Raw genomic sequence first — 23,380 nt, forward strand, 5'->3', positions numbered from 1 at the left:
ATAACAGTTCGCGGGGTCACACGCGGTCATGCCCGCAGATCAGGAAGAAGCCTGGGTGGTGGTCATCCGCAGTTGGTGGCGTGGGTTCCCCGGTCGGCTCCTTCGTGCGGATGTTCACCTCCCGATAAGTGACTCACGTGTGCCGTGCGGGCGCGTCCGCGCCGGCCGGGACCGCCACAGATGGATCAGCAGCGCGGCACCCCAGACCAGGAACAGTGGATCCCACAACCATGCGTGACCGATCATGGCTAGTCGCTCGTATCCGGTGGCCGGGCGGATGAGCCCGATGAGCACGGCATTGCTGATCACCGTGTTGGTCCCGCCGTAGACCACCAGGACCACGGCACCCACCCAACTTATGGCCCGCCAGAACCGCCGCCAGGGCACCCTGTCGTAGGCTTCCGCCACTGGGATGACGGCTGCCATGAGCTTGAAAAGCGAAACCATGCCCAGCCCCAGCCCGACGGCCAGGGGTGCCTCGTAGGACAGCCGTACCGTCCACTGCCCCACGGTGTCCAGCAACCAGTGCCCGCCCAAAGCCCAGTAGAGGCTGAATCCGGCATGCACGACCCCGGCCGCACACGCCAACCAGACCCAGCCGCGACCGCCGTGGGATCGGGGCAACAAGCTCATGTGGTCAAGCTAAGCACGCCCTGCCAAGACCTCCGCGATCGCGTTTAGCGCTTCCTCGTTCTGCAGCGAGGAACGGTCGCCCAGCTGCTCGCCCTCGTAGAGCTGGGTCAGCAGGCGGCGCGTGATCTTCCCCGAACGGGTCTTGGGCAGATCCGGAACCACGATGACCTCGCGCGGTTTGGCGATCGGGCCGATCTCCCGGGCCACGTGCGCGCGCAGCTCCTCGCGGACCTCGTCCGCGGACAGCGATTGCGCATCCGTTGTGAGCACCACGCACGCCAAAATAGCGTGGCCCGTTACCGCGTCGCGGATCGGGGTGGCCCCGGCCTCCACTACGTGGGGGTGGGTCACCAGGGCGGATTCGATCTCGATCGTCGACAACCGGTGCCCGCTCACGTTGATCACGTCGTCCACCCGCCCCAGGATGTAGAGGTCGCCCTCGTCATCGGTGCGTGCGCCGTCGCCGGCCCGGAACCAACCGCGCTCGCCGTAGGCCGCCCAGTAGGAAGACAGGTAGCGCTGCGGATCGCCCCATACCGTGCGGGCCATGGACGGGCCGATCTTGTCGATCACGGCGTAACCCTGCAGGTTGGGGCCCACTTCCTCACCGGCCTCGTCCAGTACCCGCACAGATACGCCGGGGACCGCACGCGTAGCGCAACCGGGCTTGGGAGAGGTGTGCGCTGCAGCCTCGTCGAACGTGCCGGGACGGGCGAACTGCGGATCGTGCGGGCGCGGGGACGCGACGCACGAGCCCGTCTCGGACTGCCACCACGTGTCCACGAAGGGCACCTCGTCGCGGCCTACCTGGGCGCGCAACCAGCGCCACGCCTCCGGGTTGATGGACTCGCCCACGGAGCCGAGCAACCGGATCGAGGAGAGGTTGTAGACCGGGGGCAGCCCCTTGGGGAACGCGCCCATGAGCGAGCGGATCAGGGTGGGTGCCGTGTAGTAGTTGGTCACGCCGTAGCGCTCGATGATCTCAAAGTGGCGACCGTAATCCGGGGTGTTGGGCGTGCCCTCGTAGATCACCTGGGACACGCCGTTGACCAGCGGGCCGTAGATCTCGTAGGTGTGCGCGGTGACCCACGCGAGGTCCGCGGTGCACCAGTGCACGGTGGAGTCCACCTTGGCGGGGTCGTTCACGGCGGACAGCTCCTCCGGGCGCAGCACCCCGGACGCGTCGGGCACGTCCGGGAGCAGGTCGAACAGCAGGGCGTGGGTGTATGCCGTCTGCACCATGTATCCGCCCATCGTGTGGACCAGGCCCTTGGGCCTCCCCGTGGTGCCGGACGTGTAGATGATGAACAGGGGCGTCTCCGCGTCGAACGCCTCGGGCTCGTGGACTTCCGAGACGCCCGCGGTGAGCTCGTGCCACCACACGTCACGCCCGGGGGTCCACGGCACGAGTTCCTCGTCCTTGGAATGCAGGCCCCGGGTGCCGCGCGGCAGATCGGTGCGCCCGGGCCGGGACGTGCGGCGCACCACGATCACGTGCTCGATGCTGTTCTCACCGCTGCAGGCCTCGTCCGCATTGGTCTTCACGGGGACGACGGCGCCGCGCCGGTTCTGCCCGTCCGTGGTCACCAGGACCTTGGCTCCGGTGTCCTCGACCCGGAACTTGAGGGCTTCTGCGGAGAACCCGCCGAACACGAGCGAGTGGATCGCCCCGATGCGCGCGCACGCGAGCGTGATGATCACGGTCTCCGGGATGACCGGGAGGTAGATGACCACGCGGTCGCCCTTCTCCACGCCCAGTTCGAGCAGGGCGTTGGCGGCCCTGGACACCTCACGCTGCAGGTCCGCGTAGGTATAGACCAGGCGGTCCCCGGGTTCACCCTCGAAGTACAGGGCCACGTGCTGACCACGCCCGGCTGCCACATGGCGGTCCACGCAGTTGTACGAGACGTTGAGTTTCCCGCCTTCGAACCACGCGATCTCGGGCACGGTGTAAGTGGGGTTGCCGTCGTGGTCCTCACCCGTGCGCTGCGGCTTCTCGAACCGGTGAGCCGTGTGCCACGGCTGCGCCCAGTCCAGCCGCCCGGCCTGCTCGACCCAGAACTGCACCCGGGCGTCGTCGGAGATCAACGCCGGGTTCGGTGTGGGGTGAGCGGGGTCTGAGTACGAGTGCGTACCGGTCACGAGTCCTCCTGTGATGTCGATCCGAACGGTCGGTGTCTGTAACGGCCGGGCCCCCGGTCGAACGACCGGGCCGCGGTGGAACGGCGGGCGCCGGCGGGAACCGGGCGGGTTGTCACCTGGTTCCGGCCACGCTCCAGCGCTGCTGCGTCCACCGCTCGAAGATGCCGAGCAGGGCGTCCGTGAGCTTGCCCAGCACGGCCAGCAACACGATCGCGAGCAGCAACCGGTCCGTGCGGCCGTTGTTCTGCGAATCGGTGAGCAGGAATCCCAGGCCCATGGAGGAGCCCAATAGTTCCGCGGCCACCAGGAACAACCACGCCTGGGCCAGGGCCAGGCGCAGCCCGGAGATCACGGAGGGCAGCACCGCGGGCAACTGCACGGTGGTGAAGAGCTTGACCCCGCGCAGCCCGAAGGACCGTGCGGCTTCGATCAGGTGCTGGTCCACGTGGCGCAGCGCGGCGGACACCGTGGTGTACACCGGGAAGAAGGCGCCGATCGCCACCAGGGTCACCTTGGAGTTCTCCCCGATCCCGATCCACAGCAACAGCAACGGCACCCATGCCAGGGACGGCACGGCGCGCAGCGCGCCGATCGTGGGCGAGCCGATGGCCCGCGCCCACGGGGAGAGCCCCAGCAACGCGCCGAGCAACAGCCCGAGCCCACTGCCGATCAGGAAGCCCACGATCACGCGCTGCGTGGAGATCCCCACGTGCAACCACAGGTCACCGCTGCGCAGCAGCTCCCATCCCGCGGCGAGCACCGCGGACGGGCGCGGCAACTGCACGGGGGAGAAGGTCCCGTTCGTGGAGAGGGTGTGCCACGCGAGCACCAGCAGCACGGGCAGGACGATCCCGATCAGCCCCAGGGCCCAAGGATTGCGCAGCGCGCTGGGACGCGTGCGGGAATCCGCCGCGGCAGGGGTGTCTGATGGGGGTGCGACGTCGCCGGGTGCCACCGCGCCCGCCTCGTGGCGTCCGTTGTCGTCGGACAGTGTGGCCACCGCAGTGACGCCAGCTGCTTCGGAGGACGCGCCGTCCGAGGACCGCGGTGCGGCGGAGGAGGTGTCGTGAGTGCTCATGAGGACTGCTTCCCTTCGATCACCTGGGCCACGGCGGCCGCATCGGCGTGTTGTGCGTAGTGCTGCTCCACGATGTTCGCGAGCGCCTCGTCCACGTCCTGCTGCGAGGAGACGTCCCCGGATTCCACCAGGATGGGCCCGACCCGCTCGAGCACCGCGAGCTGTTCGGGGCCCGGAACGGGGTCGATGTCCAGGTGGGTGCGCTGCCAGACCCGCCGGGCGGTGTCGCGATCGATGCTCGCGCCTTCCGCGAGGATCGCGATCCCCTCCTCCGGGTGCTGCAGCGCCCACTGCCGCGCGTAGGCGTACGTGTTCACCACGTCCTGCGCACCCGTGGGATTCAGCTGCAGGAACACCTCCCTCGCGTTGAGGAACCCGTACGTGTTGAACTCCAACTGCCGGTGGAACAGCACGTCCCCCGCCTTCTCCGCGGCGGCCATCACGGGGTCCAGTCCGGACCATGCGGCCACCTGACCGGTGTCCAGCGCGGTGCGCCCGTCCGCGTGCTGCAGGTTCACCACGGTGACGTCCTGTGCGCTCATGCCCGCCGCGCCGAGGGACTGCAGGAGGAAGAAGTACGGATCCGTGCCCTTCGTCGCGGCCACGGACGTGCCCGCGAGGTCCGCCACGGTGCGCACGGGGGAGTCCGGGGTGCGCACGAGCGCGGACCACTCGGGCTGTGAGAACAGGTCGATCGTCCTGATCGGCGAGCGGTTGGCACGCGCGAGCAGTGCGGCGGAACCTGCCGTGGAGCCCACGTCCACGACCCCGGCGCGTAGCGACTCGTTGGCCTTGTTGGAACCGGCCGAGTACACCCACGTCACGGTCTGGCCGTGGGCGCCGGCGACCTTCTCGAGCCAGCCCTTGGCCTTGATGATCAGGGACAGCGGGTTGTAGGTCGCGTAGTCCAGGTAGATCTCGTGCGCGGAACCGCCGGCCACACCGCGGCCCGGACCTTCGCCCTCCATGACGCATCCGCTCAGGGGCAGCGCCAGCGCGGACAGGCCGAGTGCCTGCAGTGCGCGGCGTCGGGACAACTGCGCCATGCGCTCAGCGCTCCACGCCGAGTAGGGCCAACAGGTGGGCGCGCAGTGCGGTGATCTCACTGTCCTCGCGGGAGCGCGGGCGGGCCAGCTCGGGGGAGATGATCTCGGCGATGGTCGCGGGGCCCGTGGCCGTTTCCCGCGCGAGCACCACCACGTGATCGGAGAGCACCAGGGCTTCCTCGACGTCGTGGGTGACCATGAGCACGGTCGTGGGATCGGCGCGGTGCACGTCCAGCAGCAGATCCTGCATCCTGATCCGGGTCAGGGCGTCCAGGGCCCCGAAGGGCTCGTCCAACAGCAGGACCCGCGGGTTCCGTGCCAGGGCCCGGGCGAGGGATGCGCGCTGTGCCATGCCCCCGGATATCTCCGAGGGACGGTGATTCGCGTGGTGGGACAGGCCGACGAGCTCCAACAGCTGCGCCACCCGCCGCTTCCCCTCCTGGGCGGGAGTCCCGTGGGGCAGACCCAGTGCCACGTTGCGCGCCACGCTGCGCCACGGCAGCAACCGCGGTTCCTGGAAGCCGACGGCGCAGCGCGGGTCGATCTCGCGCACCACCGAGTCGTCGATCCGGACTTCGCCCTCGCTCGCCGTGCCGAGCCCGGCCACGGCGCGTAGCAGGGTGGACTTGCCGCACCCCGAGGGGCCCAGGACGGAGACGATCTCGCCCGGACGCACCGTGAAGGTCACGTCCCTCAGGACCTCGTGGACATGCGCTCCGTGGTGTGCGGGGAAGGACTTGCCGACCCGGTCGAAGGTGACCGCCGCGGCGTCGACGGCAGATTCCGGGCGCGTGAGGATATGGCTCAATTCATCAACTCCATCGTTCCTGGCATTAGCACCTTGCCCGCGTGGGGCTGGTTGCTGCGACGTCAACGAGCCAGGTCTCTCAGCCGCTCCGGATGGGAACCCCACCATTGAACGGGCCGGGAGCCCGCGGGTGCAAATCGTGTGACGCGCCGGGGCGCCGTCGTGACGTGCCGTAACCCCAGGTGTTTCCGAGGACCGGGGATCCCCGTTAGGATCGATGCCACAACGATCACGAGTGCCGACGTTTAGCCCTGGCTTGTCGGACGGCAACCCTCTCCCGTAGCGGGGTGCCCCAGGTGAGGATCGGGCCGCATGACACACCGCATGCGGCAAGTACGGCGCCACACAAGCGCGCTGGACCCGCAAGGTAGGCCGCCGTAGGTGGTGCACGGGGCGCGGGTCGTGTTCCTGCTGAGGGGCTGACCGAGATGAGCAAACGGATTTCCGTCAACGCGTTCGACATGACCTGCGTGGATCACCAGAGCTTCGGGTTGTGGCGCCACCCGCGGTCCCGGGCCACCGAGTACAACACCATCGAGTACTGGACGGAGCTGGCCAAGCTGCTGGAGCGGGGCAAGTTCGACGCCCTGTTCCTTGCGGACGTGGTGGGCATCTACGACATCTACAAGAACTCCGCGGCTCCGGCCGTGCGTGACGGGGCCCAGGTCCCGGTCAACGACCCGTTCATGCAGGTCTCGGCCATGGCCGCCGTGACCGAGCACCTGGGTTTCGGCGTGACGAGCGCGGTGACCTACGAGCAGCCCTACACCCTGGCCCGCAAGTACGCCACGCTGGACCACCTCACCAAGGGCCGTGTGGGCTTCAACGTGGTGACCTCCTACCTGCCCTCCGCCGCCGAGAACCAGGGTCTGCCGCGCCAGATTGAGCACGATATGCGCTACGAGATCGCGGAGGAGTTCCTGGACGTGTGCTACAAGCTCTGGGAGGGCTCGTGGGAGGACGACGCCGTGGTGCAGGACCGTGAGACGGGCGTCTACGCGGATCCCACCAAGGTCCACCCCATCCGGCACAGCGGGGAGCACTTCACCGTTCCCGGGGCGGGGCTCACGGCACCGTCCCCGCAGCGCACGCCGCTGATCTTCCAGGCCGGCGCCTCCTCGCGCGGGCAGGCGTTCGCGGGTAAGCACGCGGAAGCCGTGTTCATCGGCGGGTTGCGCCCGGACCTCACGCGTTTCGTGACTGACAAGATCCGCGACCGGGCTCGGGCCGAGGGCCGCAGCCGTGACGACGTCAAGATCTACGCGATGCTCTCCGTGGTCGTCGCGGACACGGACGAGCAGGCCCAGGAGAAGTACCGCGATTACCTGCAATACGTGGACCTGGAGGCCTCCCAGGCGATCATCGGTGGGTGGTCCGGCGTGGACCTGTCCCAGTTCGACGAGGACGAGGCCCTGAACTACATCAAGACCGACTCCATCCAGTCCTTCTTGACCCCGTTCACGCTGCAATCCAAGGACAAGCAGTGGACGCGCGAGGAGATCGCCAAGCACTGCGCCCTGGGCGGGATGGGTGCCGTGCTCGTGGGTTCCGCGCAGACCGTCGCGGATCAGCTCGAGACCTGGGTGGACGAGGGCGGCCTGGACGGCATCAACCTGGCCTACCACGTGAGCCCCGGTTCCTTCGAGGACTTCGTCGAGTACGTGGTCCCCGAGTTGCAAAAGCGCGGGCGCTACCGTACCGAGTACGAGGGCACCACCCTGCGCGAGTCCCTCTACGGCGAGGGCCAGCCGCGGGTCAAGGACACCCACCCCGCCGCGAAGTACCGCGGCGCGTTCGTGGGCGAGCCCTCCGTCGCGGACACGCCGTCCCGCGAGCTGGTGGGCTGACACCTCCCTCCAACGACGACGCCGCTCGCGCCCGGTCCCGCAGGTCCGGCAGGGCGGCGTCGTCGGCTTCCTCGCCCGTTGCCAGGGCGGGACCCCCGTGTGAGAGTGGAACGCGTGCAACCCGGTTACGACCACTTGGCGAACGACTACGAGAAGGCTTTTCCCGCTCCCTTCCGCACGGCGCTCGAACGGCGCGCGGTGGAGGCCTTCGCGGATCACGTCATCGCGGCAGGGGCGCCCGGCCCCGCGATGGATGTGGGGTGCGGCACGGGCCACGTCACGGCCGCACTGTCCGAGCGGGGTCTGCACGTGGTGGGGGTGGACCCGTCCGAATCCATGCTGGGTATCGCGCGCACATCGTACCCGGAGGTCGCCTTCGAAGCCGGCGATGCGAATCCCACGTCGTGGGGTGGTGCAGCGGGGCCTGACCGCCGAGTGGCCGCCGTTCTTGCGCGGTTCAGTCTGATCCACGTGCCACCCGCGCGGCTCCCCGGCATCCTGGACTCCTGGGCGGACGTGATGGCACCCGGAGGGGTGGTCATGGTGGCGTTCCAAGCACTCGACGGAGAGCGTGCCGTGGTCTCGTTCGATCACGCCGTGGCTCCGGCGTGGCGCTGGCATCCGGACGTGATGGCCGATCATATGAAGCATGCCGGGTTCACGGAGGCCTGGCGTACCGTCAGTCGCCCGGACGCAGAACATCGCTTCCCCGAGTGCCACCTGTTGGCGGCACGGTGACCTGATCGAGCACGAGATGGATGGGTTGTTTCATAGGGTGGGGGAAATGCCCGTGACCCGGAGGGAACCGTGGACGAGGACCTGCTCGGAGTGATCATGCTGTCGTTCAGCACGGTCCTGGTGTGCGTCGTGACCGTGGTGATCGTCAGGGCAGCGGCCGTCGGCTCGCTCGATCGCAACGGGGCCGTGGGCCTCCGGACCCGGCACACGCGCGCGACCGACGCCGCGTGGTCCGCGGGTCACGCCGCGGCCCTTCCGAGGGTGCGGTGGTCCGTTCCCGTGGCCGTGTGTGCCGTGGTGGCGGCGATCGTGTTGCTCGTTCTGGGGCGGCCCGAATGGGGCATCGTCGCCGGGCTGGTGGGTGTACTGCTGCAGGTCGCGGTGCTGGTGTCCGCCGTGGGGCCGGCCAACCGTGCCGCTCGGCGGGCCGCGCAAAAGTCGGCTCCGGAACCCCGCGCCTGAGACCGGAACCCCGCGCCTGAGACCGGGGCGCATCAGCGGCGTCGTCGACGGCGCGGCGGGCGTAGGGGGGGCACGACGGGGCGCTCGCGGGAGGCCTTCGCCGGAATGGAGAGCGGCCGGTGCGGGCGGCCAGGTTGCGGGTCAGTGACTCGCTTCGAGCTCCACGAGCAGGACACCGGCGGCGGCCCAGATCCCGTAGGTGACCCCCAGGGGCATCCCGCGGCGCAGTACCAGCGTGAGACACATGAAGGCCCCGGTGTACCCCAGCACCACCACGGCGTACAGGGCGGGTTGTCCCAGGGCCGCCTTGATGCTGAGCGTCGCGGTGACCTCCGGGAGGACGGCCCCGGCCAGGAAGAACCAGGCCATGACGTTGCCCTGCCTCATGACACCCGGTCCCGGCGGTTGCGAACACCGGCGACGGCGCGGTCGGGCGCTGTGGCGCTACTCGGGCAGGAGATCAACGCCGGTGAGCCTATAGCGGCGGCACCCGGAGCCACGCCGTGTGACCGAAGTCGGGCGGCGGCTGCCGTTGACCGCGCGGGGCGCGCGAGCGTCGTCGTCCCTCGAACCGACGGGAGCGAGCCCGTGGACGATTGACCCCGGCGGCCTAGAGTGGTGACACAGCTTACATGGTAAGGCGACTTCCACACACGCTACGAGGGAGTAAACATGAAGGTTTTCGCGCACACGGAGCCGGGTGGAGCAGCCCAGGAACTCGAGGTGGAACGGCCCGAACTGGAAGGCTCCGCGGTCATGATCCGCGTGACCAACTCGGGGGTCTGCCACTCGGACGTGCACTGCCAGGACGGGTACTTCGACCTCGGCAGCGCCGGGCGCTACGAACTGACCGCGGCGGGCGCGCAGTACCCCGTGGTGCTCGGGCACGAGATCGTGGGTGAAGTCGTGGCCGCGGGACCGGACGCCACGGTGACGCCCGGGGACACCAAGTACATCGTGTTCCCGTGGATCGGTTGCGGCGAGTGCCAGGCCTGTTCGGAGGACCGCGAGAACTACTGCAGCGGGAAGAAGCGCAACCTCTCGGTGCAGCGCCGCGGCGGCTACGCAGAGGAGGTCCACGTGCCGGACGAGCGCTACCTGGTGCCGCTGGGCGACATCGACCCGTCCTTCGGCGCCACGCTCGCCTGCTCCGGCCTGACCTCCTACTCAGCGGTCAAGAAGATCATGCCGCTGCCCGCGGATAAGCCCGTGGCCGTGATCGGCGCGGGCGGTGTAGGGCTGATGACCATTGCGGTGCTCAAGGCCCTGGGTCACGAGAACATCGTGGCCGTGGACATGAGCGAGGCCGCGCTGAAGAACGCCCAGGCGGTGGGCGCGTCCGCCACGGTGGCCGTGGGCGGCGAGGACCTCGTGGGCGACATCGTCCGGGCCGGCGGGGAGAAGATTGCCGCGGCCATCGACCTCGTCAACAACGGGGACACCTCCAACGCCGCGCTCTTCGCCATGGCCAACGGCGGGACCCTGGTCAGCGTGGGCCTGTTCGGGGGCCAGTACCAGTTCCCCACCGCGCTCACCGCGTTCAACCTGCTGAACATCCGCGGCAATTTCGTGGGCAGTCTTCCCGAACTCAAGGAGCTCGTGGCGCTCGCCCAGGACACGGATCTGCCCAAGCCGCCCATCACGGAGCTCCCGCTCACCGCACAGGAGGTCAACTCCGCGCTGGACGGCCTGCGCAACCGCACGTTCAACGGCCGCGCGGTGCTCGTAGCGGGCTGATCCGCACCGGGCCCCGTGCCCACCGTGCACGACGACGCCGTCGCCACCCCGATCTCTGCGGGCGGCGACGGCGTTCGCGCACCCGGGCGAGGAACGAACACTCGCGCCCGCCCCGGGTGGGCGGCACCGAGGGGACGGACGACGCCGCGCCCGGCCCCGCGGCGTCGTCGTCCGGGGCGCGTCAGAGCAGGCCGGAAGTAAGGCGGCAGACGTTCTCCACGAACTTGCGCCCCAGCGAGCGTTTCTCCCAGGCGTCCAGGTCCAAGAGGGTGGAGTTGGCGCGGAACTGCCCCACGACGTCCTCCATCCGGGTGCGGAACGACTCGTCCACGATCAGGACGGAGACCTCAAGGTCCAGCGCGAAGGAACGCTCGTCCATGTTGGAGGAACCGATCACGGAGACGATGTCGTCCACGAGCACGAACTTGGCGTGCAGCACGGTGGGGGAGCTGTAGCGGTAGATCTCCACCCCGGCGCGCGCGAGTTCGGAGTAGTACGAGTTCTGGGCGTGCTGCGCGAGGAACTGGTCCGAGGTCTCACCCACGAACAACTGCACCCGTACGCCCGCCTGGGCCTCCGTGGTGATGGCGTGGAGCAGGGACTCGTCCGGGACGAAGTACGGGCTGGAGATCACCACGCGGTGATTGGCGTTGTAGATCAGGTGGTTGAACAGGCGCAGGTTGTTCTCGGTCTCGAACCCGGGCCCGGACGGCACCACCTGGGCGTACATGGGCTCGGCCGTGTGCTCGAGCGCGGCGGGGGTCTCGTCCAGCAGGAGGTCGTCGGTTTCCGAGTACCAGTCCGAGACGAACACCGCGTTCAACTCGGTGACTACGGATCCCGTGCCCCGGACCATGAGGTCCTTCCACTCGAGGCCCTTCCGCAGGTTCTTCTTCTTGTTGTAGGAGCGGTGGATGATGTTCTGTGAGCCCGTGTAGGCCACCTGGCCGTCCACCACCAGGATCTTGCGGTGGTTGCGCAGGTCCGGGCGCTGCCACTCACCGCGCCACGGGCGGATGGGAAGCATGCGCCGCCACGGCACCCCGGAACGGTTGAACTGGCGGACCAGTTCCGCGTACCCCGGGTAACCCAGGGACCCCACGTGGTCGATCAGGATCCGCACGCGCACACCTCGTTCGTGGGCGCGGATCAGGGCATTGAGCAGCTCTCGGGAGACCTGGTCCACGGCCACGATGTAGAACTCGAAGTGCACGTAGTCCGTGGCGCGGTCCACGTCCCGGGCCATCCGGGCCATGGAATCGTGATTATCGGTGAGGATCTCGAAGTCGTTACCGCCCACCATGGGCAGGGCACCCAGGTTCTGGTTCAGCTCCGCGGTGGTGCGCACCCATTCCGGGTACTCGGCGAGCTCGGGCCCCAGCGGGAGGCGCTCGGGGGTGTTCTCCTGGATCACGTGGTTCATCCGGGCCTGCTTGGCCATGCGTTTACGCGGTAACCGGGTGGAACCGATCACCACGAACAACAGGAGCCCCGCGTACGGCATCAGGAAGATGGCGAGCAACCACGCGAGCGCCACGGACGGACGGCGCTGATGGGGGATCCAGCCCAGGGCCAGGATCTTCAGGAGCAGGTCCAGGACCGCCAGGATGATGAGGATCCACTCCGGCAGGGTGTCCGCGGGGAGCAGGTCGAAGGGTATCCAGGGGTACATCCGTGACCGTTCGTCAGGGGCGCCGCAGGTAGTAGGTGTCCTCCGAGCCCTCGGAGGGTCGTTTCACGAACCCGCAGCGCACGAGCACCCGGCGTGCCGGTTCGTGGTCGGCCGGGACGGAGCCGTGCACCGCACGGATCCCGGGGTCCTCGAATGCGCGGTCCACGAGCGCGCGCAAGGCCTCGGTGGCCAGCCCCTGGTTCTGGTGCTCCGGGACGATGGCCCCCTTGATCTCCAGTTCGTGGTCCATGGCGGGTCCCGCGAACCCCGCGGCGCCGATGATCTGCCCCGAGCTGAGCCGGATCACGGCGAGCAGGGCGCAGTCGCTCTCCGTGAAGAAGTGCTCACCGGCCTCGATCGCCTCCCGGGCCCAGTCCTCGTTCTCGGGGGTGGGGAAACCCGGCGCGAACTGGGGCAGTCGTGAGCCCCCGGCCACGACCTCGAGTTCATCCGGTGTGAACGCGCGCAGCTCCAACCGCTGCGTGCGCAACGGCTGCGGCGGAACCGGCCGCGGCATGTCGTCCAACATGGCTCCCTCCGAGGGTTCTCGTGCTGTGGTCCCGGCCCGTCAGCCGAAGTGACGGGGCAGGGTTGATGCGTGGGCGGTCTTCAGCTCGTCCAGCGCCACCGTGAACTCGCCCTGGAAGTCCAGGGCCCCGGCCTCGGTGTCCACCACGCCGATCCGCGCGAATGGGTAGCGGCGCACAGTGCACATGTCCTGGAAGCGCACCTCCTCCGAGCGCGGCACGGCCACGACGGCGCGGCCCTGCGTCTCGGAGAACAACAGCGTGAACAGGTCCACGCCGTCCCGCTCGGCGACCTCACCGAGGCCGATCCGGGCGCCCACGCCGAAGCGCAACGCCATCTCGGCGAGCGTGGCCCCGAGGCCGCCCTCCGCGACGTCGTGCGCGGCGTCGATCATGCCGTCCCGAGACATGTTGATGAGCATGTCACCCAGGACGCGCTCGCGGGCCAGGTCCACGCGCGGGGGCAACCCACCCAGGTGGCCGCGCACACGCGCCCACTCGGAGCCGTCCAGCTCGTCCGCGGTCTCGCCGAGCAGGTAGATCGCCTGGCCATCCTCACTCCAGCCCGAGGGCGTGCGGCGCGTGACGTCGTCGAACACGCCCATCATGGCGATCACCGGGGTGGGATTGATGGCCACGCCGCCGGTCTGGTTGTAGAGGGAGACGTTACCGCCGGTCACGGGCACACCCACGGTCTGGCACCCGTCCGAGAGGCCGCGCACGGCCTCCGCGAACTGCCACATGATGTCCGGGTCCTCGGGGGAACCGAAGTTCAGGCAGTCGGACACGGCCACGGGGCGCGCGCCCGCGGTGGCCACGTTGCGGTACGCCTGGGCGAGCGCCAACTGGGCGCCCTGGTACGGGTCCAGGCGGGTGTAGCGACCGTTCGAGTCCGTGGAAAGGGCCACGCCCAGGTTGGTGCGCTCGTCCACGCGGATCACGCCGGCGTCATCCGGCATGGCCATGGCGGTGTTGCCCTGAACGTAGCGGTCGTACTGGTCGGTGACCCAGTCCTTGGAACACAGGTTCGGGGAGGCCATCAGTTCCACGAGCGCAGGGCCGAGCTCCGCGCCGGACGGGCGGGCGGCGTCCTCCGGGGAGCCCGTGAAGTGGGCTGCCTGCAGGGCGTCCTGGGATTCGGGGCGCGCGTAGGGGCGTTCGTACACGGGACCGTCGTGGGCCACGGTGCGGGGATCCACGTCCACGATGACCTCACCCTGGTAGTCGATGACCAGGCGGCCGGTGTCCGTGACCTCGCCGATCCACGAGTACTCCACGTCCCACTTGGCCATCACGGCCTCGAAGCCCGCGACCTTCTCGGGGGTGACCACGGCCATCATGCGTTCCTGCGACTCGGACATCAGGATCTCGCCCGGGGTCAGCGACGGATCGCGCAGCAGGACCTCGGTGAGGTCCACGCGCATGCCGCCGTCACCGTTGGACGCGAGCTCGGACGTGGCACACGAGATGCCCGCCGCACCGAGGTCCTGGATGCCCTCCACGAGCGAGCCCTTGAACAGTTCCAGGCAGCACTCGATGAGCACCTTCTCCGCGAACGGGTCACCCACCTGCACCGCGGGGCGTTTGGAGGGCTTGGAGTCGTCGAAGGACTCGGACGCGAGTACCGAGGCGCCGCCGATCCCGTCCCCGCCGGTGCGCGCGCCGAAGAGCACCACCTTGTTGCCCGTCCCGGACGCGTTCGCCAAGCGGATGTCCTCGTGGCGCATCACACCCACGGCGAGCGCGTTGACCAGGGGGTTGCCCTGGTAGCACGGGTCGAACTCCACCTCTCCGCCGATGTTCGGCAACCCCAGCGAATTGCCGTAGCCGCCCACGCCGGCCACGATCCCGTGCACCACGCGCTGGGTGTCCGGGTGGTCGATCGCGCCGAAACGCAACGGGTCCATCACGGCCACCGGGCGGGCACCCATGGAGATGATGTCTCGCACGATCCCGCCCACGCCCGTGGCCGCACCCTGATAGGGCTCCACGTAGGACGGGTGGTTATGGGACTCGATCTTGAAGGTCACGGCCCAACCGTCCCCGATGTCCGTGACGCCGGCGTTCTCACCGATGCCCACCATGAGGTTCTTGCGCATCTCGTCCGTGACCTTGTCCCCGAACTGGCGCAGGTGCACCTTGGAGGACTTGTACGAGCAGTGTTCAGACCACATCACGGAGTACATGGCCAGTTCCGCCGCGGTGGGGCGGCGGCCCAGGATCTCCTTGATGCGCTCGAACTCGGTCTCGTTCAGCCCCAGTTCCGCCCAGGGCAGTTCGGTGTCCGGGGTGGAGGCGGCGTGCTCCACGGTGTCCAGGTTGAAGTGGGTTTCGCTCATGACGACTACTAGATCCCTTTGCGAACGATGGGGCGTGCGGTGCCGGGCGGGCGCTCACGCGGAGGCATGGTGTGGGCCGGGTGCGGTTCCCCGAACTGGCCCGATGATGAACGGACGGGACGCCGCGGTCCTCGCTGCGGGCGAGCGCGGCGTGGACGGGTCAGCGCAACAGGTGTTCCAGGGCGGAGACGAAGACGTCCAGCCCGTCTGTTCCCTGGCGCATCTGGACCGGACCGGAGCCGGAAAGATCGGCGCCGAAGCCCGGTTCCACGGCGTGCTCGGGGTGGGGCATGAGTCCCACCACGTTGCCCCGCGCGTTGGTGATCCCGGCGATGTCGTTGCGGGAACCGTTGGGGTTGCCGCCCGCGTAGCGGAAGACCACCCGGTGCTCGGCCTCTAACTCGTCCAGGGTGCGCTGCTCCGCGACGTACTGCCCGTCCTGGTTCTTCAGCGGCACCACGATGGTCTGGCCCTGCTCGAATCGCCCGGTCCACGCGGTGTCCGTGTTCTCCACGCGCAGCGCCTGGTCCCGGCAGATGAACTTGAGCTGTTCGTTCTTGATCATGGACCCCGGCAGCAGGTGGGCCTCGGTGAGCACCTGAAAACCGTTGCAGATCCCCAGCACCGGCATGCCCTCCCGGGCATTGGCAGCGTCCACGATCCTGTCCATGAGGGGGGCGAAGCGGGCGATCGCACCGGCGCGCAGGTAGTCCCCGTAGGAGAAGCCACCGGGCAGGATCACGGCGTCCACACCGTTGAGGTCCTTGTCTGCGTACCACAGCGGCACCGCGGTGCCGCCGGCGATCTCGACGGCGCGAGCGGCGTCGCGGTCGTCGAGCGTGCCCGGGAAGGTCACGACACCCACCCGCACGTCCGCGAGGCGGGAATCGGTGGCGGGTTCGGAGAGGTCCGCCACGAGGGGCGTCTGCTCGGCCGTGAGGTTCTGGGCCACGCTCAGTCCTCCTCGGGGGCCACGGAGACGTTCACGACGTCCTCGATCACCGGGTTGGACAGTAGCTTCTCCGCGGCTTCACGGGCCTGAGCGAGCACCTGCTCGTCCGCTTCGCCCTCGACCGTGAGTTCGAACCGGCGGCCCTGGCGCACCTCCGTGAAACCGCTGAGCCCGATCCGGGGCAACTCATTCGCGATCGCCTTGCCCTGCGGGTCAAGGATTTCCGGTTTGGGCATGACGTCAACGACGATACGGGCCATTTCCACTACTCCTGCGCTTACGGGCCAATCCTCGCCCATCCTATCGGCCCGGGGGTGGGCCGCGGGCAGACGGCAGAGCTGCCGTGCGCGGCCCGCAGGGGATGTTTCCGGACACGGGCGTCCCCTACGATGGAAAGTGTGCTGAGCGTCGGCCCGCCCGGGAGCCCTCCCGGTCACCGGGTCGGCGAAGCGCGAGAGCTCGCCCGGACCCGCTCCACCAGAGAGGACACTGTCATGGGATTCCCTGAACAACAGCAAGAGGCCCCCGGACTGCAGGCCGAGATGAACCCCGTCCCCGATTGCGGTGAGGACAGCTACCGCGGATCGGGCAAGCTCGAGGGCAAGGCCGCGGTCGTCACCGGTGGTGACTCCGGGATCGGCCGAGCGGTGGCTATCGCCTACGCCCGCGAGGGCGCGGACGTGCTGATCACCTACTTGCCCGAGGAGGAACGGGACGCCCGCGACGTCGCCCGCTACATCGAGGAGGCGGGACGCAAGGCCGTCCTGGTCCCCGGGGACCTGTCCGAAGCGGCGCACTGCCGTGCCGTGATCGCGAAGGCCGTGGAGGAGTTCGGCAAGGTGGACGTGCTCGTGAGCAACGCCGCCTACCAGATGACGCGCGAGAGCCTCGAGGAGATCCCCGACGAGGAGTGGGAGCACACCTTCAAGCTCAACGTGGGGGCGTACTTCCACCTGGCCAAGGCCGCCGTGCCGCACATGGCGCCGGGATCGGCGATCATCGGCAGTTCGTCGGTCAATTCGGACATGCCGGTTCCCACCCTGGCGCCGTACGCGGCGACCAAGGCGGCAATCGCCAACTTCTCGGCCAGTCTCGCGCAGTTGCTCGGGGAGCGCGGGATCCGCGTCAATAGCGTGGCCCCCGGGCCCGTCTGGACACCGTTGATCCCTTCGACCATCCCCGCGGAGCAGCTCGAGAGTTTCGGGGACGCGGAGCCCCTCGGGCGCGCCGGCCAGCCCGCAGAACTGGCCCCGGTGTACGTGTTGCTCGCGTCCGACGACGGCAGTTACGTCTCCGGGGCGAGGATCGCCGTCACTGGCGGCAGCCCGATCCTGTGACCCGGTCGCGCTGACGTCAGCGAGTCCTCCGGATGGCGGGTCGTGCCGTTCCCGCGGCGCGATCCGCCGTCCTCCCGTCCCGTCCCACGAGAGAAACGAGCCCCGTGAACGCAACCCCCGACCGCGCCGAGCCCCTGAACAAGGTGTCCCGGCGCCGGGACGGCTACGTGGACCTGCGTTCCTACGCAGCCCTGGGTAACGGGCGCACCGTGGCGCTGGTGGCCCAGGACGGATCCGTGGACTGGTACCCCGTCCCGGACCTGGACTCCGCGCCGCCGTTCGCCAAGCTGCTCGACGCCGAGCACGGCGGGTGCATCGAGCTGCGCCCGGAGGAGGAGTTCGAGGTCACCCGGGAGTACGTCCCCGGGACCAACATCCTGACCACCACGTTCTCCACGGCCTCGGGGACCGTGCGGGTCACCGATTCCCTCAACATGGGGTCCACGGGGCAATTGCCGTGGAACGAACTGGCCCGCTCGGTGGACGGTGTGACCGGGAACGTGGCCATGGTGTGGCGGGTGGCCCCGGGCACCATGTTCAACACCGTCTCCCCGTGGGTCGAGATGATCGCGGGGGAGCCCGTGCTGCGCACGAACCGGGTGGGCATGGGGGTCCGCACCGACGCTGCGGGGGAACCGCAGGTGGGGACCCGGCAGATCTCCGGGCGGTTCACCACGCGCCCCGAGTCCGAGCATCTGCTCGCGGTGGTCGCCACGCACGGTGAGCCCTTGCGCCTGCCCTCGCCCCGTGAGATCCGCAAGAACCTGGCCATGACCCGGGACACGTGGCGCCGATGGCGTGATCTGCTCGACTACGACGGTCCCTACGGCGCGGAGGTCGAACGCAGCGCCCTCGCGCTCAAACTGCTCAGCCACAGCCCGTCGGGGTCCGTGGCGGCCGCGGCGACCACGTCCCTTCCCGAGAACAGGGAGGGCACCAAGAACTTCGATTATCGCTTCGCGTGGATCCGTGACGCCACCTACACCCTGCACTCGCTGTTGCGACTGGGGGAGCAGGAGGACGTGCACGCGCAGGTGTCCACGATCCTGCGCCGAGCCCGGGCACAGACCCCCGACCTGCGCGTCCTCAACCGCTTCGACGGCGAGGTCCCCGCCTCCGAGATGACCGCGTACGACGCCCCCGGGTGGCGAGGGATCGGCCCCGTGGTCTCGGGCAACGATGCCGCGGACCAGTTGCAGTTGGGCGTGTACGGGGACGTCTTCGACATCGCGCACCTCTACGTGGGCGGCGGCAACGTGTTGGACACCGCCACCGCCCGGACGCTCGCCGACCTCGCGGACGCGGTGTGCGACCTGTGGCGCCGCCCCGACTCCGGGATGTGGGAACTGCCCGAGCACCGGCACTACACGAGCTCCAAGCTGGGGTGCTGGCACGGCCTGGACCGGGCCGTGAAACTGGCGGAGGCCGGTCACATCCCCGGGTGCGTGGACCGGTGGCGCTCGGAACGGGAACGGATCCGGGAGTGGATCGAGACCGAGGGCTGGAGCGAGGAACGGGGCGCGTACGTCTGGTACCCGGGAACCGACGAGTTGGACGTGTCCGTGTTGCTGCACGCGATGACCGGGTTCGATCGTGGTCCCCGCATGTCCTCGACCATCGACGCCGTTCGGGAGGAGCTGGGCCGCGGTCCGCTCATGTACCGCTACAGCGGCATGGAGAAGGAGGAGGGAGCGTTCGTGGCGTGCTCGTTCTGGACCGTAGCGGCGCTGGCCACGGTGGGCCGTCGCGAGGAGGCCGTGGACCTCATGGACGAGATGCTCCCTCTCGCCAATGACGTGGGGTTGTTCACCGAGATGATCGACCCCGAGGACAACTCGTTCCTGGGCAACTTCCCGCAGGCCCTCAGCCACCTGGCCCTGCTCAACGCCGCCGTGGCACTCGAGCAGGCGGCGCTCGAGTAGGACGCGCTGCAGCAGGGGACGACGAACGCCGAGGTCCGCTCAGTCGAAGCGCGCCACCACCCAGCCGTCCACTACATCCACGGCGGCCGCGGGGAGGTCCTTGGCCGGGTCGTGCGGCAGCTGCCGACCAGCGGCCATGGCCAGTCGCGAGCCCAGGAACCGGCCGTCCGGGCCGAACACCCAGTAGTGGTTGGGACACTCGAAGCTCTCGGCGCGCCCCGCGGCCTCCCGGCACACCGTGGCCTGCTGGTGTGGGCACGTGTTGGACAGCACGTGCAGCGTCCCGTCGGCATCCCGGGTCACGAGCACCGGGCCCGCGCTCGAGCGGGCGGTCACGAAGTCGAGGGGTTCCGCCACCGCGGAGACCACGGTGATCCGTTCCCATCCGTGGGCGGTTTCCCCGGGCCTCATGAACGGTCTCCGTGGGTCCGAGCGGTTCGGCCCTGCATGACGGCGCCGCTCGCGCCGTCCCGTCCGACTGCTCCGGTCTGCGTCATAGCGCCGATGTGCCCGCCCGCTCCGGACTGCCTCGTCGCGCCATCATGCCCGGCCGCGCGGACGGGCACCGCGGCGTCGTCCGAACGGCGTGGCCGGGGCGCGGAGCCGGCGGAATCGAGCGGCGCGGACGCGGCGTCGTCGACCCCGTCCAGGAGCCGCTCGACGGCCGCCGCCAAGCGCTCTCGCAGCCGATTACCCCGCTGCGCGAAGGCGCGCTGGCGCCGGACGTACTCGGCCTTGCCCTCGGGCGTCTCGATCCGCACGGGCTCGTACCCCCATTCCGTGAGGTCGTAGGGGGAGGCCTCCATGTCGGTCACGCGCACGTCCCACGCGAGGTCGAAGCAGTCCGCGAGCAGGTCCGAATCCACCGCGGGCAACAACTTGTAGGCCCACTTGTACAGGTCCATGCTCGCGTGCAGGCACCCCGGCTGTTCCATGCGGCGCTGTGACTCGCGCGTGGGCTGCAGCTCGTTGCGTTCCACGGCCTGGGGCTGGAAGAAACGGAACGCGTCGAAGTGCGAGCAGCGGATCCGGTGGGCCTCCACCACGTCGTCCGTCCCGGACGCCCCCAACCGCAACGGCGCGTCCTCGTGGCGCACACCGTTGCTCTGCGCGCGGTAGGCCATGGCCCACTCATGCAGCCCGAAGCAATCGAACGTCCCGCTCCTGGCCAAGGTGTTCGCGAGGATCTCGCGGGTGAACCGCACCGCGGTGCCCCGCTCGGCCACGAATTCCTCCACCGCGACGACGACGCCGCTCACGCCCTCCCCCACGCCCGCCGCCTCGAGCTCCGCGGTCGTCGCGGGACGGTAGTGCTTCCAGCCCTCGCGCTCCGAGGCCTCCAAGAGGATGATGCCGGGCCCAGGGTGCCACCGCGTGAACTGGGCCGGGGACAGCGTGTAGTACGTGAACAGGAAGTCCTCCACGGGATGCTTTTCCCCGCGGGATCGCCGGTCCAGGAACGGCCGGGTGTGGGGCGCCACCCGCTCCGCGTGCGAGTGCGCCCGGCGTGACCACTCCTCCCGGGTCAGCGCCTCATGCACTCTCGGCGTCCTGGGTGTTGTCGATCAACCGCTGCATTCCGCGGTTCAGCAACCGGACCTGTTGAGGGGACAACCGCAACCGGCGCATCATCTCCGGTTGCACGGCCTGCGCCCCGTCCTGCAGACGCGCGCCCTCCTCCGTGAGAGTCACGGCAAGGGCCCGCTCGTTGTGCGGATCGCGTTCCCGCGTGAGGTAACCGCGGGCCTCCAAGCGTTTGAGCAGGGGCGAGAGCGTTGCCGAATCTTGCATGAGCTGCTCGCCCAGGTCCTTCACCGTGCGCGGGTTGGCATCCCACAGCGCGAGCATCACGAGGTACTGGGGCAGCGTCAGTCCCAGGGGCTCCAGCACGGGGCGGTAGCTGTGCGCGACCCTGCGTGACGCCACGGACAACGAGAAGCACAGCTGGTCCGCCAGGGACAGCGGATCCTCGACGGCGGATTCGTCCGAACCACCCAGGAAGTCGATGATCTCGGCGAGCCGGGGATCCTCGGACGGGTCCGAATCAGAACTCATGGATGAAGCCGGGGTCAGCGTCCCGTACCCCCGTACACCGTGGCGGTCTCGTCCGAGTCCAGACCGAACGCCGTGTGCACGGCCCGGACGGCCTCGTCGAGCTTGGCGATGGACGTGATGATCGAGATCCGGACCTCGGACGTGGAGATCATGTCCACGTTGATGTCGCTCTCCGCGAGCGCCTCGAAGAACGTGAACGCCACGCCGGTGTTGGTCTTCATACCGGCGCCCACGAGGGAGAGCTTGCCCACCTCGTCGTCGTAGTCCAGGCTCGCATAGCCGATCTTCTCTTCGGCGGCACGCAGCAGGTTCATGGCCAGGTCACCCTGGGACTCGGCCAGGGTGAAGGACACATCGGTGAGCGGGTTCTCGCCGGTGGAGACGTTCTGGACGATCATGTCCACGTCCACCTTGGAGTCGGCCAGCAACCGGAAGATCCGCGCGGCGATCCCGGGGCGGTCGGGGACCCCCACGATGGTGATCTTGGCCTGGCTGCGATCATGAGCGATACCGGCGATCAGCGGCTGTTCCAAGGGGATCTCCTTCTGCGGCGTGAGGTTCTCGTGCGGGCTGGGGATGACCATGGTGCCCTCGTTGTGACTGAAAGACGAACGGACGTGCAACGGCACGTTGAAGCGGCGGGCGTACTCCACGCAGCGCAGGTGCAGGATCTTGGCGCCGTTGGCGGCGAGCTCGAGCATCTCCTCGGAGGAGACCCGGTCCAGTTTCTGGGCGGTGGGGACGATGCGGGGGTCCGCGGTGTAGACGCCGTCCACGTCCGAGTAGATTTCACACACGTCCGCGTCCAGGGCGGCGGCGAGCGCCACGGCGGTGGTGTCCGAACCGCCGCGGCCCAGCGTGGTGATGTCCCTGGAGGAGCGGTTGACGCCCTGGAACCCGGCAATGATCGCGACGTTGCCGTGGTCGAGCGCCTCACGTACTCGGAGGGGGCTGACCTCCACGAGCTTGGCCGCACCGTGGGCGCCGTCCGTGATCATTCCGGCCTGGGATCCGGTGAAGGACTGCGCGGGAACGCCGAGGTCGGAGATGGCCATGGCCAACAGGGCCATGGAGATGCGTTCCCCGGAGGTCAACAGCATGTCCAACTCGCGAGCCGGTGGTTTGCGGGCCACCTCACCGGCGAGGTCCAGGAGGTCGTCCGTGGTGTCACCCATCGCGGAGACGACCACGACCACCTGGTGGCCGGCGTTCCTGGTCTCGGCTACTCGCCGGGCGACCCGGCGGACACCGTCGGCATCGGCGACCGATGAACCGCCGAACTTCTGGACAATGAGGCTCATACATTCCTCTCACAGGCAGGCACCCGGCCCGAACGCACGGGCGGTCTCGCGGGATCAGTGATCCATGCTATCCGCTCACCCGCAGCCGCACGGAGTCGAGCGAGCATTCGTGGACACAAAGAGGGACGCGAATGTTACGGGCCTCAGCGGGCCTCGGAGACCACCGTGCGTCCCTCGAAGGCCCTGCCCAGCGTGACTTCGTCGGCGTATTCGAGGTCACCGCCCACGGGCAGCCCCGAGGCCAGCCGGGTGACCCGGATACCCAGCGTTTTCAACATCCTGGTGAGGTACGTGGAGGTGGCCTCGCCCTCCAGGTTGGGGTCCATGGCCAGCACGATCTCCTGAACTGTCTCGTCCGACAACCGGGTCATCAGCTCGCGGATGCGCAGCTGATCCGGTCCCACACCCTGCAGCGGCGAGATCGCGCCGCCCAGCACGTGGTACAACCCCCGGTAGCTGCGGGTGCGTTCGATGGCCATGACGTCCTTTGACTCCTCCACCACGCAGATCACGCTGCGGTCCCGGCGGGCGTCCCGGCAGATCGCACACTCCTCCTGCTCTGTGACGTTGCCGCAGATCACGCAGAACGACACCGAGGTCTTCACCGTGGTGATGGCCTCCACGAGCTGCTGGACCTCGTCCTTGTCCGCGTCCAACAGGTGGAAGGCGATGCGCTGCGCGGACTTGGGGCCGATACCCGGCAACCTCCCCAGCTCATCGATGAGGTCCTGGACCGGTCCTTCGTACACCGTGCTCCTTCATTGTCGTGTTCGTGATCAGCTGG

Annotated in this window: 21 protein-coding genes, 1 pseudogene and 2 riboswitches; of the genes and pseudogenes, 6 read left to right on the plus strand and 16 right to left on the minus strand. The window is 68.9% G+C overall.

Going from position 1 to position 23,380, the window contains the following annotated elements; all coding sequences use genetic code 11:
• Window positions 1–114 precede the first annotated feature (114 nt).
• The 5 genes from Q9R22_RS05830 to Q9R22_RS05850 form a co-directional block, all read right to left on the minus strand.
• Complete coding sequence (locus tag Q9R22_RS05830; RefSeq protein ID WP_085107897.1) at window positions 115–633, minus strand: DUF3995 domain-containing protein; 519 nt, start codon at window positions 631–633, stop codon at window positions 115–117.
• A gap of 9 nt (window positions 634–642) precedes the next feature.
• Window positions 643–2,775, minus strand: coding sequence for an AMP-binding protein (locus Q9R22_RS05835; protein WP_207387869.1), 2,133 nt, complete (start codon window positions 2,773–2,775; stop codon window positions 643–645).
• 112 nt (window positions 2,776–2,887) lie between these two features.
• On the minus strand, window positions 2,888–3,853 hold the full coding sequence (locus Q9R22_RS05840; RefSeq protein ID WP_242670563.1) for an ABC transporter permease: 966 nt from the start codon (window positions 3,851–3,853) through the stop codon (window positions 2,888–2,890).
• Window positions 3,850–4,899 carry an aliphatic sulfonate ABC transporter substrate-binding protein gene (locus Q9R22_RS05845; protein WP_131332225.1) on the minus strand — a complete coding sequence of 350 codons (1,050 nt, stop codon included), beginning with the start codon at window positions 4,897–4,899 and terminating at the stop codon, window positions 3,850–3,852. The genes Q9R22_RS05840 and Q9R22_RS05845 overlap by 4 nt, the downstream gene beginning before the upstream one ends.
• Window positions 4,900–4,903: 4 nt before the next feature.
• Window positions 4,904–5,707 (minus strand): ABC transporter ATP-binding protein, encoded by an 804-nt coding sequence (locus Q9R22_RS05850; RefSeq protein ID WP_131332226.1) that lies wholly within the window; start codon window positions 5,705–5,707, stop codon window positions 4,904–4,906.
• 7 nt (window positions 5,708–5,714) lie between these two features.
• A riboswitch (SAM riboswitch) is annotated at window positions 5,715–5,806 on the minus strand.
• A gap of 128 nt (window positions 5,807–5,934) precedes the next feature.
• A riboswitch (SAM riboswitch) is annotated at window positions 5,935–6,049 on the plus strand.
• Window positions 6,050–6,126: 77 nt separating this feature from the next.
• On the opposite strand from Q9R22_RS05850, the gene Q9R22_RS05855 reads away from it, so the two are divergent.
• The 3 genes from Q9R22_RS05855 (at window position 6,127) to Q9R22_RS05865 (ending at window position 8,754) form a co-directional block, all read left to right on the plus strand.
• The gene (locus tag Q9R22_RS05855; RefSeq protein WP_131332227.1) at window positions 6,127–7,554 is read left to right on the plus strand and encodes an LLM class flavin-dependent oxidoreductase; all 1,428 of its coding nucleotides are present in this window, start codon (window positions 6,127–6,129) and stop codon (window positions 7,552–7,554) included.
• 99 nt (window positions 7,555–7,653) lie between these two features.
• Window positions 7,654–8,292, plus strand: a complete 639-nt coding sequence (locus Q9R22_RS05860) for a trans-aconitate 2-methyltransferase (protein ID WP_207387870.1) — start codon at window positions 7,654–7,656, stop codon at window positions 8,290–8,292.
• 69 nt (window positions 8,293–8,361) lie between these two features.
• Window positions 8,362–8,754: an SdpI family protein gene (locus Q9R22_RS05865; RefSeq protein WP_207387871.1), complete on the plus strand. Its 393-nt coding sequence runs from the start codon at window positions 8,362–8,364 to the stop codon at window positions 8,752–8,754.
• Window positions 8,755–8,895: 141 nt separating this feature from the next.
• Here Q9R22_RS05865 and Q9R22_RS05870 read toward each other — a convergent pair whose 3' ends face one another.
• Window positions 8,896–9,141: an SMR family transporter gene (locus Q9R22_RS05870; protein ID WP_311254121.1), complete on the minus strand. Its 246-nt coding sequence runs from the start codon at window positions 9,139–9,141 to the stop codon at window positions 8,896–8,898.
• A gap of 285 nt (window positions 9,142–9,426) precedes the next feature.
• Here Q9R22_RS05870 and Q9R22_RS05875 point away from each other — a divergent pair, with 285 nt between their 5' ends.
• Window positions 9,427–10,491: an alcohol dehydrogenase gene (locus Q9R22_RS05875; RefSeq protein WP_131332228.1), complete on the plus strand. Its 1,065-nt coding sequence runs from the start codon at window positions 9,427–9,429 to the stop codon at window positions 10,489–10,491.
• A 181-nt stretch (window positions 10,492–10,672) separates the two neighbouring features.
• Here the strand turns inward: Q9R22_RS05875 and cls are convergent, their stop codons facing one another.
• The 5 genes from cls to purS all read right to left on the minus strand — a co-directional run bounded on the left by cls (window position 10,673) and on the right by purS (window position 16,241).
• The gene (gene cls / locus Q9R22_RS05880) at window positions 10,673–12,163 is read right to left on the minus strand and encodes a cardiolipin synthase (RefSeq protein WP_131332229.1); all 1,491 of its coding nucleotides are present in this window, start codon (window positions 12,161–12,163) and stop codon (window positions 10,673–10,675) included.
• A gap of 13 nt (window positions 12,164–12,176) precedes the next feature.
• Window positions 12,177–12,692: a GNAT family N-acetyltransferase gene (locus Q9R22_RS05885; RefSeq protein ID WP_131332230.1), complete on the minus strand. Its 516-nt coding sequence runs from the start codon at window positions 12,690–12,692 to the stop codon at window positions 12,177–12,179.
• Window positions 12,693–12,731: 39 nt separating this feature from the next.
• Window positions 12,732–15,029 carry a phosphoribosylformylglycinamidine synthase subunit PurL gene (purL, locus tag Q9R22_RS05890; RefSeq protein WP_064846533.1) on the minus strand — a complete coding sequence of 766 codons (2,298 nt, stop codon included), beginning with the start codon at window positions 15,027–15,029 and terminating at the stop codon, window positions 12,732–12,734.
• 160 nt (window positions 15,030–15,189) lie between these two features.
• Entirely contained in the window at window positions 15,190–15,981 is a 792-nt protein-coding gene (gene purQ / locus Q9R22_RS05895) for a phosphoribosylformylglycinamidine synthase subunit PurQ (RefSeq protein ID WP_131332231.1), read from the minus strand.
• A 2-nt stretch (window positions 15,982–15,983) separates the two neighbouring features.
• Complete coding sequence (gene purS, locus Q9R22_RS05900) at window positions 15,984–16,241, minus strand: phosphoribosylformylglycinamidine synthase subunit PurS (protein ID WP_035960791.1); 258 nt, start codon at window positions 16,239–16,241, stop codon at window positions 15,984–15,986.
• A 234-nt stretch (window positions 16,242–16,475) separates the two neighbouring features.
• Between purS and Q9R22_RS05905 the strand changes: the two genes are divergently transcribed.
• Complete coding sequence (locus Q9R22_RS05905) at window positions 16,476–17,318, plus strand: SDR family oxidoreductase (RefSeq protein WP_131332232.1); 843 nt, start codon at window positions 16,476–16,478, stop codon at window positions 17,316–17,318.
• 104 nt (window positions 17,319–17,422) lie between these two features.
• Window positions 17,423–19,240 (plus strand): glycoside hydrolase family 15 protein, encoded by a 1,818-nt coding sequence (locus Q9R22_RS05910; protein WP_242670564.1) that lies wholly within the window; start codon window positions 17,423–17,425, stop codon window positions 19,238–19,240.
• 39 nt (window positions 19,241–19,279) lie between these two features.
• Here Q9R22_RS05910 and Q9R22_RS05915 read toward each other — a convergent pair whose 3' ends face one another.
• The 5 genes and pseudogenes from Q9R22_RS05915 to recR form a co-directional block, all read right to left on the minus strand.
• The gene (locus Q9R22_RS05915) at window positions 19,280–19,651 is read right to left on the minus strand and encodes a Rieske 2Fe-2S domain-containing protein (protein ID WP_131332234.1); all 372 of its coding nucleotides are present in this window, start codon (window positions 19,649–19,651) and stop codon (window positions 19,280–19,282) included.
• 233 nt (window positions 19,652–19,884) lie between these two features.
• Window positions 19,885–20,781, minus strand: a pseudogene (locus tag Q9R22_RS05920) (3-methyladenine DNA glycosylase); the annotation flags it as partial.
• Window positions 20,774–21,295, minus strand: coding sequence for a MarR family winged helix-turn-helix transcriptional regulator (locus Q9R22_RS05925; protein ID WP_082943329.1), 522 nt, complete (start codon window positions 21,293–21,295; stop codon window positions 20,774–20,776). The gene Q9R22_RS05925 and the pseudogene Q9R22_RS05920, both read right to left, overlap by 8 nt.
• A gap of 14 nt (window positions 21,296–21,309) precedes the next feature.
• Complete coding sequence (locus tag Q9R22_RS05930) at window positions 21,310–22,596, minus strand: aspartate kinase (RefSeq protein ID WP_131332235.1); 1,287 nt, start codon at window positions 22,594–22,596, stop codon at window positions 21,310–21,312.
• 143 nt (window positions 22,597–22,739) lie between these two features.
• A complete protein-coding gene (gene recR / locus Q9R22_RS05935; protein WP_064846538.1) occupies window positions 22,740–23,345 on the minus strand; it encodes a recombination mediator RecR in 606 nt (201 codons plus the stop codon).
• Between the last annotated feature and the right edge of the window lie 35 nt (window positions 23,346–23,380).

This window comes from Kocuria sp. PD6 (assembly GCF_031844145.1).
In the GTDB taxonomy this organism is placed as follows: Bacteria; Actinomycetota; Actinomycetes; order Actinomycetales; family Micrococcaceae; genus Kocuria; species Kocuria marina.

Coding starts and splice junctions, on each gene's coding strand:
- purL (WP_064846533.1), bottom strand. CDS start 15,029: ATGAGCGAAACCCACTTCAACCTGGACACCGTGGAGCACGCCGCCTCC.
- Q9R22_RS05830 (WP_085107897.1), bottom strand. CDS start 633: ATGAGCTTGTTGCCCCGATCCCACGGCGGTCGCGGCTGGGTCTGGTTG.
- Q9R22_RS05930 (WP_131332235.1), bottom strand. CDS start 22,596: ATGAGCCTCATTGTCCAGAAGTTCGGCGGTTCATCGGTCGCCGATGCC.
- Q9R22_RS05870 (WP_311254121.1), bottom strand. CDS start 9,141: ATGAGGCAGGGCAACGTCATGGCCTGGTTCTTCCTGGCCGGGGCCGTC.
- Q9R22_RS05905 (WP_131332232.1), top strand. CDS start 16,476: ATGGGATTCCCTGAACAACAGCAAGAGGCCCCCGGACTGCAGGCCGAG.
- Q9R22_RS05845 (WP_131332225.1), bottom strand. CDS start 4,899: ATGGCGCAGTTGTCCCGACGCCGCGCACTGCAGGCACTCGGCCTGTCC.
- Q9R22_RS05840 (WP_242670563.1), bottom strand. CDS start 3,853: ATGAGCACTCACGACACCTCCTCCGCCGCACCGCGGTCCTCGGACGGC.
- purS (WP_035960791.1), bottom strand. CDS start 16,241: ATGGCCCGTATCGTCGTTGACGTCATGCCCAAACCGGAAATCCTTGAC.
- Q9R22_RS05915 (WP_131332234.1), bottom strand. CDS start 19,651: ATGAGGCCCGGGGAAACCGCCCACGGATGGGAACGGATCACCGTGGTC.
- Q9R22_RS05875 (WP_131332228.1), top strand. CDS start 9,427: ATGAAGGTTTTCGCGCACACGGAGCCGGGTGGAGCAGCCCAGGAACTC.
- cls (WP_131332229.1), bottom strand. CDS start 12,163: ATGTACCCCTGGATACCCTTCGACCTGCTCCCCGCGGACACCCTGCCG.
- Q9R22_RS05925 (WP_082943329.1), bottom strand. CDS start 21,295: ATGAGTTCTGATTCGGACCCGTCCGAGGATCCCCGGCTCGCCGAGATC.
- Q9R22_RS05885 (WP_131332230.1), bottom strand. CDS start 12,692: ATGTTGGACGACATGCCGCGGCCGGTTCCGCCGCAGCCGTTGCGCACG.